Raw genomic sequence first — 12859 nt, forward strand, 5'->3', positions numbered from 1 at the left:
AGGGGGCGACAGCCGCCAGGTGGGGTGTTCGGTCAGCTGTCGTGGACGATGACGCCGCGAATGTTCTTGCCGTCGATCAGGTCCTGATAGCCCTGGTTGACGTCTTCGAGGCGGTACTTCTGGGTGATCAGTTCGTCCAGCTTCAGGTGGCCCGACTGGTAGAGGCCGAGCATCTTGGTGATGTCGTACTGCGGGTTTCCGCTGCCGAACAGGGAGCCCTTGATGGTCTTCTCCCACAGCGTGAGCACGGCGCCGGAGACATGGATGGTCGCCTTGGCGGGGTCGGCGAGGCCGGTGACGACGACGGTGCCGCCCTTGCCGATCACGTCGAACGCGGCCGACACGACGTCCTCGTCGACCGTGCCCACCAGGATCAGCGCCTGGTCGGCGCCCTGGCCGCGGGTCAGTTCGGCCACCGCGTCGTGTGCCTCCTGGGCGGTGGCGAACGCGTGCGTGGCGCCGAGCTTGAGGGCGGTCTCGCGCTTGAACTCCAGCGGGTCCACGGCGATCACGTGCTTCGCGCCGGCGACCTTCGCCCCCTGCACGGAGTTGATGCCGAGGCCGCCCACGCCGTAGATCACCGTGGTGTCCCCGGCCCGGATGTCACCGGCGTGGGTCGCGGTGCCCCATCCGCTGGGGACGCCGCAGCCCACGAGCACGGCGGTCTCCAGCGGGATGTCCTCGTCGACCTTGACCACCGAGTGCTGGGAGATCGTCGCGTGCTGCGCGAACGTGCCCAGCATGCACATGGCGCCGAAGTCGGTGTCGCCCTGGTGGAAGCGGAACGTGCCGTCGGGCATGTGCCCTTCGAGGATCGTGGCACCCATGTCGCACAGGTTCTGCCGGCCGGTCGAGCAGTAGCGGCAGGTCCCGCAGTTGGGGATGAAGCTGCACACGACGTGGTCGCCCGGCTTGACCTTGGTGACGCCGGGGCCGACCTCCTCGATGATGCCCGCGCCCTCGTGGCCGCCGACGATCGGGAACCGCGGCGGCAGGTCGCCGTCGGACAGGTGGAGGTCCGAGTGGCACAGGCCGGCGGCGACGTAGCGGATGAGGACCTCGCCCTCCTTGGGGCCGTCCAGGTCCAGTTCGACGATCTCGAAGGGCTTGCGGAGGTCGGTGAGCACTGCGGCTTTCGTCTTCACGGTGAACTCCTCGGTCTGCTCAGGGTGTTGAGGCCTCGGGGGTTGACGCCTCGCGGCGTTCAGAGCTGGATGTTGACGGCCTTGGTCTGGGTGTAGAGGTCCAGAGCTGCCTCGCCGAGTTCGCGGCCCCACCCGGACTGCTTGTAGCCGCCGAAGGGGAGTGCCGTGTCGAACGCGTTGTAGCTGTTGACCCAGACGCTGCCGGCCTTGAGCTGCCGGGCGACGCGGTGGGCCCGGGACAGGTCCTGGGTCCAGATCCCGGCGGCGAGCCCGAACTCGGAGTCGTTCGCCGCGGCCACCGGACCCTCGGCGGCGCTGAACGGCATGGCGGCCACCACAGGCCCGAAGATCTCTTCCCGTACCACGCTCATGTCGTCGCGCACGTCGACCAGGACGGTGGGCTCGACGTAGAAACCGGTGGTGCCGATGCGGCCGCCGCCGGTCAGAGCCCGCGCCCCGTCCGCGAGACCCTGGTTCAAGTAGCCGGTGACGCGGTCGAGTTGCTCCTGGGAGACCAGCGGACCGAGCTGGGTCGCCGGGTCGAGTCCGGGGCCGACCTTGACCTGGCTGACGAACTCGGCGACGCCCTGGGTGAACTCGTCGAAGATGGAGTCCTCGACGAAGAGGCGGGTGCCCGCTACACAGCACTGGCCGTGGTTGAACAGCCAGGCGTTGGCCGAGCCCGCGATGGCGGCCTCCAGGTCGGCGTCGGCGAAGACGATGTTGGGGCTCTTGCCGCCGAGTTCGAGGGAGACCTTCTTCAGGTTGCCCTTCGCCGCGTCCACGATCTTCTTGCCGACTTCGGTCGAGCCGGTGAAGGCGACCTTGTCGACGGCGTCGTGCGAGGCGAGCGCGGCGCCAGCGTCGCCGTATCCGGTGACGACATTGAACACGCCCTCGGGGAAGCCGAGTTCCTGGAAGACCTCGCCGAGCAGAAGCGCGGTGAGCGGCGTCTGCTCGGCGGGCTTGAGGACGACGGTGTTGCCGCAGGCCAGCGCAGGGGCGATCTTCCAGGAGGCCATCAGGAGCGGGAAGTTCCAGGGGATGATCTGGGCGCAGACGCCGACCGGTTCGCGCAGGGTGTACGCGTGCCACTCGGTGCCCGGCAGCCACGGCACCGATGGGGTGACGGTGCGTCCCTCGATCTTCGTGGCCCAACCGGCGTAATAGTGGAAGACGTTGGCGGCCCAGACCACGTCGACGCCCTGCGCGATGGCTGCCGACTTTCCGTTGTCGATCGACTCCAGCTGCCCGAACTCCTCGGCCCGCGCGAGCAGCGCGTCCCCGACGCGCCACAGCAGGCTCTGCCGCTCGGCCGGCGTGAACCGGCCCCACGGCCCCTCGTAGGCGCGGCGGGCCGCGGCCACCGCACGGTCGACGTCCTCGGCGGCGCCGTGCGCAACGTCCGTGATCTTCCCGCCCGTTGCGGGGTCGTACGTGGCGAAGGTGCGGCCTGATGCCGCGTCCACCCACTCGCCGCCGATCAGTAGCCGCTTGGGGGCGGAGATGAACTGCTTCACCGAATCCAGTACGGGCACTTCGGCCACCGTCGCCATGGAACCTCCTCGAAGACGTACTCACGGGGTGTGATGTGCGTCATTCTCGGGTCGTTCACGACGGCGTAACTGTGCAGAAAATGAACACCGGTAAGCGGCGCCCCGCCGTCGGTCAGACGGTGATGCCCAGACTTCTGATGCGGTTGTAGAGCGTCGAGCGGCTGATGCCGAGACGTTCGGCGGCGTGCACCTTGTTGCCGCCGGTGGCGCGCAGCGCGCTCAGGATCGCGTCGTGCTCGGCCTGCTCCCAGGCGCTCAAACGGTGCTTCCTCGGGCTGCCTTGGCAGGACGGCGGCAGGTCCCGCGCGGTGATGTCCCCGGCCGAGCGGGCATCGGCGGCGTACCGGACGACGGCTTCGAGTTCGCGCAGGTTGCCGGGCCAGGGCTGGGCGGCGAGCAGTTCCAGGGCGCCGGGGGCGAAGCGCACCGCGCGGCCGGGACGGCAGGCCGCCAGCATGGCGCGGGCGAGTTCGGGCAGTTCCTCGCGCCGGGCCCGCAGCGGCGGGAGTTCGACGCGGTCGGGGATGCGACCGGCGAGGCAGGCGTGTTCGCCGCTCAGCTCGTTCAGCGGCGCACTGGTGAGCACGGCGCGCGCCGGTGCGGTGTCCAGGATCCGCGAGAGCCGGGCGGCGAGCGCGGCGGGCAGCAGGTGCAGCGACTCCACTACGGTCAACCCCGGGTGAGAGGTGAGCAGTTCGTCCATGTGGGCGGCCCAGCGGCGTACCCCGAGGGCGGGGACATCGGCCGCGTCGAGGACGGCCACGTCGTGGCCGTCGGCCAGGGCGCGGGCGGCCGTCGTGCGCCCCGAGCCGGGTTCGCCCGCGATCAGTACCCGGTGGCGCGCGGCCGCCGCCGTCCGCGCGGGCGTCGCAGCGGTCGTGGCGGCAGCCGCCGTACCGGTCGGCTTCCTGCGCCGCGGCACCGGGGTGCGGACCGCGTCCACCGGGGTCAGCTCGAACGCCGCTCCGCCCGTGCCCACGATCCGCTCGGCGCGCACCTGTACGACGGTGCCCGAACACAGCCGCAGGCGACGGGACTTGGGGCCGAGGCTCACCACGTCGGCGGCCAGGTCGCGCAGCACCGCGTGGTCGGTGGCGTCGAGCAGGTCCGCGGCGGCGGCGTTGGCGAGGACCAGTTCCTCACCGAGCACCAGGACGGGGGTCGATCGGCGCCGCGCACTCTGGAAGGCCGCGAAGAGGAGCTGCGTGGACTCGCGTGCGCTGTCGAGGAGCCGTTGCTCGATGTCCTTGACCGCGCGGACCAGGAAGGGCGCGAACAGCGGATTGGCGTCCTCGGACCGGGCGGTGATGTCCAGGACGCCCTGCAGCCGCTTGGTGACGGGGTGCACGATCGGATGGCCGTAGCAGGCGAACCGCTTCAGCGCCTCCAGGAAGTGCTCGTCGCCGTGGACCGAGACGCCACGGCGCAGCTCGTGGGGCGTGGCGATGGCGTTCGTCCCCGTGGTCTCCTCCAGGTACTGGATGCCGGGGACGACGCCGATCCCGTCGAGCGCGGTGCCCACCGTCCGCTCGCCGAAGCGGCGGTCGACGATGAGCGCGTTCCGGTCGGCGAGGATCACGCTCAGCGGGGTGTCCGCCAGCTGTTCGGCCATCTGGTCGAGGACCGGTGCCGCCGCGCGGACGAGCCGGCTGCCCCGGTCGATCTCGGCCCACGTCAGACGGTCGGTGGGGCTGCTCGGCCGAAGGCCGCTGAGCTGCGAGCGCCGCCACGACAGCGCGATCTCCTCACGCAACGGACCGCTGTCCGGCTCGCCCAGTGTCAGGTCCACCATCTCTCCTTGTCGCAAAGGGAGTTACCGCTGCACGGCGTGCGCGGGGCCGTATACGGCAGGGGACTCGTCCTGTGGGTCCGGCTCCCACCGGTGGCCGCGTCGGGCGAGCGCCTCGCGCCCCTGGTGCGGGCGGGGCCGCCGACGGCCGCCGCCATGTGTGCGGTGCCCCCACTGTGACGCGCACCGCATCGCCTGACCAGGGGCGTGCGCACGATCTCCACGCGCTCCCCACGGGCGGCTGAGCTGTCTCGGGGAAGTGAGGGCGTGCATCGGTTCCCCGAGTCCGCTCAGGGCAGCAGCCCCCGACGGCGTGCGGCCACCACCGCTTCGAAACGGGTGTGCGTGTCGAGTTTGCGCATGGCGCTGCGCAGATACGCCTTGACGGTCTCCGGCAGCAGCGAAAGGCGCCGCCCGGCCTCGGCGTTGCTGCAGCCCAGCGCCACTTGGGCCAGGACGTCGACCTCCCGCGGGGACAGCGGCGCGCGCCGTTCCGGGTGCGCCCGCTCCTGCGGGCCCGGACCGGGGCCGTTGCCCGTCAGGCGCCGGCACGCGTCGTGCAGCCGGTCGCGCAGGGAGTCGTCCCGCACGGCCTGGGCGATGGCGCGCAGCTCGGCGTGCAGTTCACGTACCTCATCGACCGCCAACTCCCCTGCCGCGGAAGCGGTATTGCTCTCCGCGACCCGCAGGAACCTCAGCCGCCGGTCCACCTCGTCCCGCGTGGCGATCTCGCCGGCAAGCCGCCGCGACTCGCCCACCACCACGTCCGTCGCCCGGTCCCCGAGGGGCTCCGCCGCGCGTGAGGCGGCGTAGAGCACACCGCGCACGGCACCGGACACCATGACGGGAACGGCGACCACCGAGCGGATACCTTCTGCCGCCACCGGGACGTCGTAGTCGTGCGTGATCGATTCGGCCGTGCAGTAGTCCGCGACCGAAGCGGGCCGCCGGCTCGCCAGGACCCGCCCGCCGAGGCCGGTCTCGGACAGCACGCTCAGTCCGCGCAGGCCCTTCGTGCGGACCCCGATCAGCTGCGACAGGTTCAGGATTCCGTCCGCGACCTGGCCCCCGAAGACCACGGGGAGCTCCGCGCGCCGCTGGGCCGTCCGGAGTGCCTGCCGGAATGCATCGCCGTCGTCGGGCCTCAGGGACGTGTCCGGAATGGAATGCATTGCCTCTGCCCCTTTCCGGGGGTAGTCGGCCATCCGAGTAACCCGGAGCATAAGTCCCCGTAATGCCACCGCAAAGGTTCGGTGCACGGTGCAACAGGAAGGTGTGCTGAGTGTCCAGGATCGGACGATCACCCTCTGAGCAGGGGAAGAGTACTGCTGCGGCCGCCCCGGCAGACCGTGTGCGCGAGCTGCTCGGGGAGTTCGACACCCCCGGCGCCTGCGCCGCCGACCTGCTGTGCGACCGGCATCCCGCCGACGCTGTGGCCTTCACGGTCGTCGAGTCGGACCTGTCGTCCCATGACCTCACCTACGGACAGTTGCGCCGGGATTCGGCCAGATTCGCGGCGGCCCTCGCGGACCTCGGGATCGGTCCGGGCGACGCGGTCGCCACGCTGATGGGCAAGTCCGCCGACCTGATCGTGGCCCTGCTCGGCATCTGGCGCCGCGGCGCCGTGCACGTGCCGCTGTTCACGGCGTTCGCGCCGCCCGCCATCGCGCTGCGCCTGAAGGCGTCGAAGGCCAAGGCCGTCGTGGTCGACACCGACCAGCTCGGCAAGCTCGCCCCGGGCGACGGCATGCCGGTCCGGCCCCCGTGGGTGATCGTCGTCGCGGGCGGCTCGGCCGACGAACACGCGCTCTCCTTCGGAGCGCTGCTCTCGCGGTACACCGGTGACGAACCCCAGGGCCGCGCGGTCGCACGCGGCGGCGACGGCGCACTGGTCCTGCTGTTCACCTCCGGCACCACCGGCGCGCCCAAGGGGGTTCCGGTGCCGGTCCGGGCCCTTGCCTCGTTCCAGGCGTATCTCGAGTACGGCCTCGATGTGCGGCCCGACGACGTGTTCTGGAACGCCGCCGACCCGGGCTGGGCGTACGGCCTGTACTACGCCGTCCTCGGCCCGCTGGCCGCCGGCACCCGCAGCCTCCTGCTGCACGCCGGCTTCTCGGCCGGCCTGACCTGGCGCGTGATGCGGCAGTTCGGCGTCACCAACTTCGCGGCCGCGCCCACCGTGTACCGCAGCCTGCGCGCGGCCGACGAACCCGTGCCCGAGGGGCTGCGGCTGCGGCGCGCCTCCTCGGCGGGCGAGCCCCTCACTCCGGAGGTCATCTCCTGGTCGGAGCGGGAACTCGGCGTGGCCGTGCACGACCAGTACGGGCAGTCCGAGCACGGCATGGTGATCGTCAACGGCTGGGCGGACGACGTACGCCGTCCCGTCCGGCCCGGGGCGATGGGCCGCCCGCTGCCCGGCTGGTCCACCGAAGTGCTGCACGCCGAACGGGACGAGCCCGCGGCGCCGGGCACCCGCGGCCGGATCGCGATCAATGTGGTCGACAGCCCGCTGATGTGGTTCCACGGATATGCCGACGCGCCGGACAAGACCGCCGAGCGCTTCACCTCCGATGCCCGCTGGTACCTCACCGGCGACGTCGGCAGCAAGGACGAGGACGGCCTCTACTCCTTCTCGGCCCGCGACGACGACGTGATCATCATGGCCGGCTACCGGATCGGCCCCTTCGACGTCGAGAGCGTGCTCATGCAGGACGACCGTGTCGTGGAGGCGGCCGTCGTCGGCGTCCCGGACGCCCTGCGCGGTGAGGTCCTTGAGGCGTACGTCGTGCTGCGCGCCGATACGCCGACGGGCGACGAACTCGTCGGGGAACTCAAGGAGTTGGTCAAGCGGAAGTTCGCGGCGCACGCCTACCCCCGGGCCGTCCACTTCGTCGACCGGCTGCCCAAGACCTCCAGCGGAAAGATCCAGCGGTACGTCCTGCGGGAGCTCCGCAAGCAGACCCCCGCGGGAAGCGCCCCGCACCCCTCATGAGTGGAGACCGATGCCATGTCTGTGTCACGCCTGCTGCCGTCCGAGGAAGCGGCGGAACTCCTCGATCTGACCCGGGAGATCGCCGACCGGGCCCTGGCCCCGCGCGCCTGTGCGGACGAGGCCGCGGAGACCTTCCCGCGGGACGTGTTCCACACGCTGGGCCGAGCCGGGCTCCTCGGCCTGCCCTACCCGGCGGAGTTCGGGGGCGGCGGTCAGCCGTACGAGGTGTATCTGCAGGTCGTCGAGGAGATCGCGGCGCGCTGGGCGAGCATCGGTGTCGGGGTGAGCGTGCACGCGCTGTCCTGCTTCGCCCTGGCCACCCACGGCATGGAGGAGCAGAAGGCGCGATGGCTGCCGGAGCTCCTTGAGGGTGAACTCCTCGGCGCCTACTGCCTGTCGGAGTCGCACGCGGGCTCCGACCCGGCCGCGATGCGCACCAGCGCCCGCCGGTCCACCGGCACGCACACGGATGCCGACGGGGGCGCGGACCCCGGCGCGTACGTGCTGCGGGGCGAGAAGGCCTGGACGACCCACGGCGGGCACGCCGACTTCTACACGGTGATGGCCCGCACCTCCGAACACCGCTCCCGGGGCGTCTCCTGCTTCCTCGTACCCGCCGGCTCGTCCAACCTCTCCGCGGACCCGCCCGAGCGGAAGATGGGCCTGACCGCACAGGCCACGGCGACGATGCGGTTCGACGACGTACGGGTTCCGGCGGCGCAGCGGATCGGCGACGAGGGACAGGGCCTGGCCATCGCCCTCGCGAGCCTGGACGCGGGGCGGCTCGGGATCGCGGCCGTCGCCGTCGGGCTCGCCCAGGGCGCCCTCGACGACGCCTTGGCGTACGCCAAGGAACGGGAGACCTTCGGCCGGCCGATCATCGACCACCAGGGCCTGGCGTTCCTGCTCGCCGACATGGCGGCCGCCGTGGAGTCCGCGCGGGCGACGGTGCTGGCCGCCGCACGCCGCAAGGACGCCGGTCTGCCTTACAGCCGGGAGGCCAGCATCGCCAAACTCACCGCCTCCGAGACGGCGATGCGCGTGACGACCGACGCGGTGCAGGTGTTCGGCGGCGCCGGGTACACCCGCGACTTCCCCGTGGAGCGGTACATGCGGGAGGCGAAGGTCATGCAGATCTTCGAGGGCACCAACCAGATCCAGCGCATGGTCATCAGCCGCGACCTCGCCCGCGGCCCGGCGGGCCCGGCTGCGCACGTCCTGTCCCAACCGTGCGCAATGGCGCACCCGTACGCGGAGGCCCGCGCATGAAACTCGACGGAATCTCCGCGCTCGTGACCGGCGGCGCCAGCGGCCTCGGCCGGGCGACCGCGACCGAACTGCTGCGCGCCGGGGCCCATGTGGTCATCGCCGACCTGCCGGGTTCCCCCGGCGCCGACGTCGCCGCGGAACTGGCCGCGATCGGGCCCCGGGTCCGCTTCGCGCCCTGCGACGTGACCGACCCCGACACCGTCCGGTCCGCCGTGGACGCCGCGTCCGAACTGGCCCCGTTGCGTGCCGCCGTGTCCTGCGCCGGGGTCGCGACGCCCGGCCGTGTGCTGTCGCGGGGCGAGCCGCTCGGCCTCGACGCCTTCGCCCGCGTGGTCCAGGTCAACCTCGTCGGCACGTTCAATGTGTTCCGGCTCGCCGCCCACCGCATCGCCGAGGCCGAACCGGTGGACGGAGAGCGGGGGGTCCTCATCGCCACGGCGTCGATCGCCGCGTACGAAGGGCAGATGGGGCAGGCCGCGTACGCCGCGTCAAAGGGCGGCGTGGCCGGTCTGACGCTGCCGGTGGCGCGCGATCTCGCCCCGCATCTGATCCGGGTGGTCTCGATCGCGCCGGGCCTGTTCGACACGCCTCTGCTGGCGGGCCTTCCGGAGGAGGCACGGGCCTCCCTCGGCGGGCAGGTGCCGCACCCGGCTCGCCTCGGCGACCCGGCCGAATTCGGCGCGCTGGCACGGCACATCGCTCAGAACCCGATGCTCAACGGAGAAGTCATCCGCCTCGACGGGGCTCTGCGGATGGCGCCTCGCTGAGCCGTTTCGTCCGTGCCGGGTGCCGTTTCGTCCGTGACCGGGGCCGGCTTGACAGGTCGGGCAGCAGCGCCTGCACGCTGCCCGACCTGAGCGCGCCCCACCAGAGCCCCGCGCCGTACGCCGCGTCGTCGAGCGTCCGGGCGGCCAGGAACCGGACGGGGTCGAGCCCCGGCCGCAGCCGCACCCAGTCGTCCACGGCCTGGCCCACCACGGCGGCGATCAGCGCTCGTCTGACGGGGCGTGAGCGGACGGCCAGCGCGGCGGACACGGGCCACCAGGCGCGCGTCATTCCGCTCGCCAGGTTCCGCCCCGCGTACAGCGTGCCGAGCCCGGCGAGTCGCGCGGCGGCGGGCAACGCCCCTTTCTCCACTGCCAGTTTGCGGCTGAGCAGCACCGACGTGCCGGTGGTGAGCGCGAGCGCGGCCGCCGGTCGCCCGGCCGCGAGGAGGACCCAGGCGGCGGCGCTCCAGACGGAGACCGCGACGGGCGGTACGTCGCCGGGGTGCCGCAGGGCCAGCGGCGCCGCCGACGTCCCGTAGGCGAAGCGGCGCCCCAGCCACGGCCCGAACCGGACGCGGTGGTCGTGCGCGACCGTGGCACCCGGCTCGTAGCGGACGGTCCAGCCGGCCCGGTGCACCCGCCACACGAAGTCGACGTCCTCCCCGACGTCCAACTCCTCGTCGAAGCCGCCGCCCGCCGCCTCCCTCCGTACGAGGAGCGCCGCCGACGGCACGTAGGAGATACGGGTCCCGGGCGCCACGCGTCCCTCGGCCGGCCCCAGGTCGAGCGAGGAACGGCACGCCTCGTAGGCGACGAGCGGGCCGCCCGGTCCGGGCAGCCCGGTGATGCGCGGTGCGACGGCGGCCACGGCCGGGTCCCGGAAGTGCGGAAGCAGCGCGTCGAGCCATCCCGGACCCGGTACGCAGTCCGAGTCGACGAAGGCGACCAAGGGGGTACGGCACCGACGCAACCCCGTGTTGCGCGCCGCCGCCGGACCGCCCTGACGGTCGCGGCGGAGCACCCGCGCGCCGTACTGCGCCGCGGCCTTCGCGGTGAGTTCGGGCCGCTCCGAGGCGTCGTCCACGACCAGAACCTCGTCGCACGCCGGGTCCCGGGCCAGCGCCGCGAGACAGCGCCGCAGGGCGACGGGCCGGTCCCGCACTGGGATCACCACGGTGAGCCCGCCGCCGGCAGCGGGCTCACCGTGACCGGGCCGCGGCTGGGCGAGCCCGGCATCCAGCAAGCGCCGGGCAAGCACGGACCGGGCACCGGCGCCAACGGCCTCGCCCCGCTCCAGGCACGCCAACTCCCGGACGGCGGAGGCGGTCCGCAGCCGCACCATCCGCAGCGGCGATCCGCCAAGGAGCACCCGCCCCTCGTCGAGCCGTCGCACGCCGGGGTCGAGGACGATCTGAAAGTCGGCGGGCAGCCGCATCGACTCCCCAGGACGCGCGGGACCGTTCACGTCGTCAGCCCGCCGTCCACCCTCAGCACGCTCCCCGTCAGGCCGCTGCTCGACGGGGAGCACAGCCAGCGGATCGTCTCCGCGATCTCCTCGGGGGCCAACAGGCGTTCAAGCAGGGCCTGGTGGGCGAAGTCGTCGGGGCCGTCCAGGTCGTAGATGCGGGCGGACTCCGTGAGCATCGCCGTCTCCGTGGAGCCGGGGCTGACGGAGTTGGCGGTGATGCCGGTGCCGCGCAGGTCGGCGGCGAGGCCACGGACGTATCCGGCGCACGCGTGCTTGGAGGCGCAGTACGCCGCGAGGCGGGGCAGGCCGCGGTGGGCGGCCGCCGAGGCCACGGCGACGAAGCGGCCGTCCCGTGGGGCCGGGCGGCGCAGCAGCGCGGGCACCGCGGCCGAGGCGAGGCGGTGAACTCCACCGGCGTTCACGTCCATCAGGGCGGCGTAGGCGTCGTCCGGCGTCTCCCAGGCCGGGCCGCCGCCCGCGATGACCCCGGCGGCGGCGACCGCCGCGTCCAGGCCGCCGAACGCGTCGACGGCGGTCGCCACCGCGCCGTCGAGAGCCGCTTGGTCGCGGACGTCCGCGCGCACCGTGCGGACCAGGTCCGGGAACGCGCAGCTCTTGGCCGTCGCCTCGAGATCGGCGGGCTCGGCGAGGGAGTAGCCGAGCCCGGGGTTGTCCGCGCAGACGTCGACGGCGACGACCGCCCAGCCGTCCGCCGAGAGGGCACGGGTGATCGCGGCCCCCATTCCTCGGCCCGCACCGGTGACCACGGCCACTCTCATCGCGTACGCCCCTCCGTCGCGCGGGGAGCCACCGCGGGGGGAGCCACCGCACGGTCGAGCCGCTGCAGCATTGTCTCGAACAGGGCATGTCCTTCAGTCGAGTTGGCGCCTGTGGGATCACCCAGCACCCCGTTGGCCGTGACCGCGCGCATGCCCTCGGCGCGCAGCTGCGGCAGCAGGGCGGCCAAGGGTGCCGTACTGCCTGGTGCGGCGAGTTCGAGTCGGACGAGTTCGGGGCAGAGGGCGAGCATCAGCGACGTCTCGGTGCGTCCCGCGTGTGCGTCGCCGTCCGGCTCGTGCGGCGCCCACAACGCGATGTCCCGTCCCTCACCGCGCAGTTGGCGTGCGGCCCGCCGCAGCGTCTCGCCGTTGCCGCCGTGCCCGTTCACCAGCACGGTCCGCGCGTAGCTGAGGGAAGAGGACCGGACCAGTTCCACGATGAAAAGCTCCAGGGCCCGCTGCCCGACGGAGACCGTCCCGGGAAAGTCCTGGTGCTCACCGCTCGATCCGTACGGGATCGCCGGCGCCACCACCACGTCCCGGCGCCGCGCGGCGAGCCCCGAGGCGAGCGCGGCCGCGATACGGGTGTCCGTGTCGAGCGGCAGGTGCGGGCCGTGCTGCTCAAGCGACCCGACCGGGATGAGCAGCGTGCGCCCATCGAGGCCGGCCTCCGGCCAGGTGAGCCTGCCCAGTCCGGCCGGGAGGCCTCCGGCGCGGGCGCCGGAGCCGGAAGGGGCGGGTGGCTCGGCCGTGCCGATGCCGCGGCCGGGATGCGTGCGGTGCGCGGATGCCGACGTCATGCGGCTCATGGTCCCGCCGCACGGCGGTGCCCAAGTGTGCAATTCCTGCACACTCGGGTCGGCCGGGACCGGCGCTCACGCACTCCCGCGTGTACACCCACCCAGCTGACCGTGAAGTGACGTCCCGACAAGGCTCGACTGGGTGGACGCGGGCGGCCCCGGCATCGCCGAAGCGCCGGCCACGTTGCGGCTGCAGTTCATCCGCCCGCCGCGCGAGGCGAGGTCGCGTGCACGCCGCTGAGCACAGTGCGGAGGGAGACGGGGGCCGCGACCTACTCGTGGCCCCCTGTCTCT

10 protein-coding genes are annotated in these 12859 nt (G+C 72.8%); 3 read left to right on the top strand and 7 right to left on the bottom strand.

Translation table 11 applies throughout. From position 1 onward, the window contains the following. Window positions 1–32: 32 nt before the first annotated feature. The 4 genes from GUY60_RS10585 to GUY60_RS10600 all read right to left on the bottom strand — a co-directional run bounded on the left by GUY60_RS10585 (window position 33) and on the right by GUY60_RS10600 (window position 5662). On the bottom strand, window positions 33–1145 hold the full coding sequence (locus GUY60_RS10585) for an NDMA-dependent alcohol dehydrogenase (protein WP_161696254.1): 1113 nt from the start codon (window positions 1143–1145) through the stop codon (window positions 33–35). Between the two features lie 59 nt (window positions 1146–1204). Beyond that, window positions 1205–2701, bottom strand: a complete 1497-nt coding sequence (locus GUY60_RS10590; RefSeq protein ID WP_161696256.1) for an aldehyde dehydrogenase family protein — start codon at window positions 2699–2701, stop codon at window positions 1205–1207. 112 nt (window positions 2702–2813) lie between these two features. Then, window positions 2814–4493: a sigma-54-dependent Fis family transcriptional regulator gene (locus GUY60_RS10595; RefSeq protein ID WP_161696258.1), complete on the bottom strand. Its 1680-nt coding sequence runs from the start codon at window positions 4491–4493 to the stop codon at window positions 2814–2816. Window positions 4494–4780: 287 nt separating this feature from the next. Beyond that, window positions 4781–5662 carry a LuxR C-terminal-related transcriptional regulator gene (locus GUY60_RS10600; RefSeq protein ID WP_161696260.1) on the bottom strand — a complete coding sequence of 294 codons (882 nt, stop codon included), beginning with the start codon at window positions 5660–5662 and terminating at the stop codon, window positions 4781–4783. A 179-nt stretch (window positions 5663–5841) separates the two neighbouring features. Between GUY60_RS10600 and GUY60_RS10605 the strand changes: the two genes are divergently transcribed. From GUY60_RS10605 to GUY60_RS10615, 3 genes are read left to right on the top strand one after another with little or no spacing between them, the layout of a single operon-like run. Further along, window positions 5842–7482 carry an AMP-binding protein gene (locus GUY60_RS10605; protein ID WP_312866247.1) on the top strand — a complete coding sequence of 547 codons (1641 nt, stop codon included), beginning with the start codon at window positions 5842–5844 and terminating at the stop codon, window positions 7480–7482. A gap of 15 nt (window positions 7483–7497) precedes the next feature. Then, a complete protein-coding gene (locus GUY60_RS10610; RefSeq protein ID WP_161696264.1) occupies window positions 7498–8751 on the top strand; it encodes an acyl-CoA dehydrogenase family protein in 1254 nt (417 codons plus the stop codon). Beyond that, entirely contained in the window at window positions 8748–9518 is a 771-nt protein-coding gene (locus GUY60_RS10615; RefSeq protein ID WP_161696266.1) for an SDR family NAD(P)-dependent oxidoreductase, read from the top strand. The genes GUY60_RS10610 and GUY60_RS10615 overlap by 4 nt, the downstream gene beginning before the upstream one ends. On the opposite strand, the gene mftF is transcribed toward GUY60_RS10615, so the two are convergent. Genes mftF through mftE form a run of 3 tightly spaced genes read right to left on the bottom strand, consistent with a single transcriptional unit; the run spans window position 9478 to window position 12565 of the window. After that, window positions 9478–10983, bottom strand: coding sequence for a mycofactocin biosynthesis glycosyltransferase MftF (gene mftF, locus GUY60_RS10620; RefSeq protein ID WP_223178677.1), 1506 nt, complete (start codon window positions 10981–10983; stop codon window positions 9478–9480). The genes GUY60_RS10615 and mftF overlap by 41 nt on opposite strands. Next, window positions 10980–11765 carry a mycofactocin-coupled SDR family oxidoreductase gene (locus tag GUY60_RS10625; protein WP_161696268.1) on the bottom strand — a complete coding sequence of 262 codons (786 nt, stop codon included), beginning with the start codon at window positions 11763–11765 and terminating at the stop codon, window positions 10980–10982. Before GUY60_RS10625 ends, mftF begins: the two co-directional genes overlap by 4 nt. Next, on the bottom strand, window positions 11762–12565 hold the full coding sequence (gene mftE / locus GUY60_RS10630; protein WP_161696270.1) for a mycofactocin biosynthesis peptidyl-dipeptidase MftE: 804 nt from the start codon (window positions 12563–12565) through the stop codon (window positions 11762–11764). The genes GUY60_RS10625 and mftE overlap by 4 nt, the downstream gene beginning before the upstream one ends. Between the last annotated feature and the right edge of the window lie 294 nt (window positions 12566–12859).

Source organism: Streptomyces boluensis (assembly GCF_009908195.1).
Lineage (GTDB): Bacteria > Actinomycetota > Actinomycetes > Streptomycetales > Streptomycetaceae > Streptomyces > Streptomyces boluensis.

What these genes read in the sequence shown, in the direction of transcription:
- GUY60_RS10625 (WP_161696268.1), bottom strand. Translation starts at nt 11,765, where the DNA reads ATGAGAGTGGCCGTGGTCACCGGTGCGGGCCGAGGAATGGGGGCCGCG.
- GUY60_RS10590 (WP_161696256.1), bottom strand. Translation starts at nt 2,701, where the DNA reads ATGGCGACGGTGGCCGAAGTGCCCGTACTGGATTCGGTGAAGCAGTTC.
- mftE (WP_161696270.1), bottom strand. Translation starts at nt 12,565, where the DNA reads ATGACGTCGGCATCCGCGCACCGCACGCATCCCGGCCGCGGCATCGGC.
- GUY60_RS10610 (WP_161696264.1), top strand. Translation starts at nt 7,498, where the DNA reads ATGTCTGTGTCACGCCTGCTGCCGTCCGAGGAAGCGGCGGAACTCCTC.
- GUY60_RS10595 (WP_161696258.1), bottom strand. Translation starts at nt 4,493, where the DNA reads ATGGTGGACCTGACACTGGGCGAGCCGGACAGCGGTCCGTTGCGTGAG.
- GUY60_RS10615 (WP_161696266.1), top strand. Translation starts at nt 8,748, where the DNA reads ATGAAACTCGACGGAATCTCCGCGCTCGTGACCGGCGGCGCCAGCGGC.
- GUY60_RS10600 (WP_161696260.1), bottom strand. Translation starts at nt 5,662, where the DNA reads ATGCATTCCATTCCGGACACGTCCCTGAGGCCCGACGACGGCGATGCA.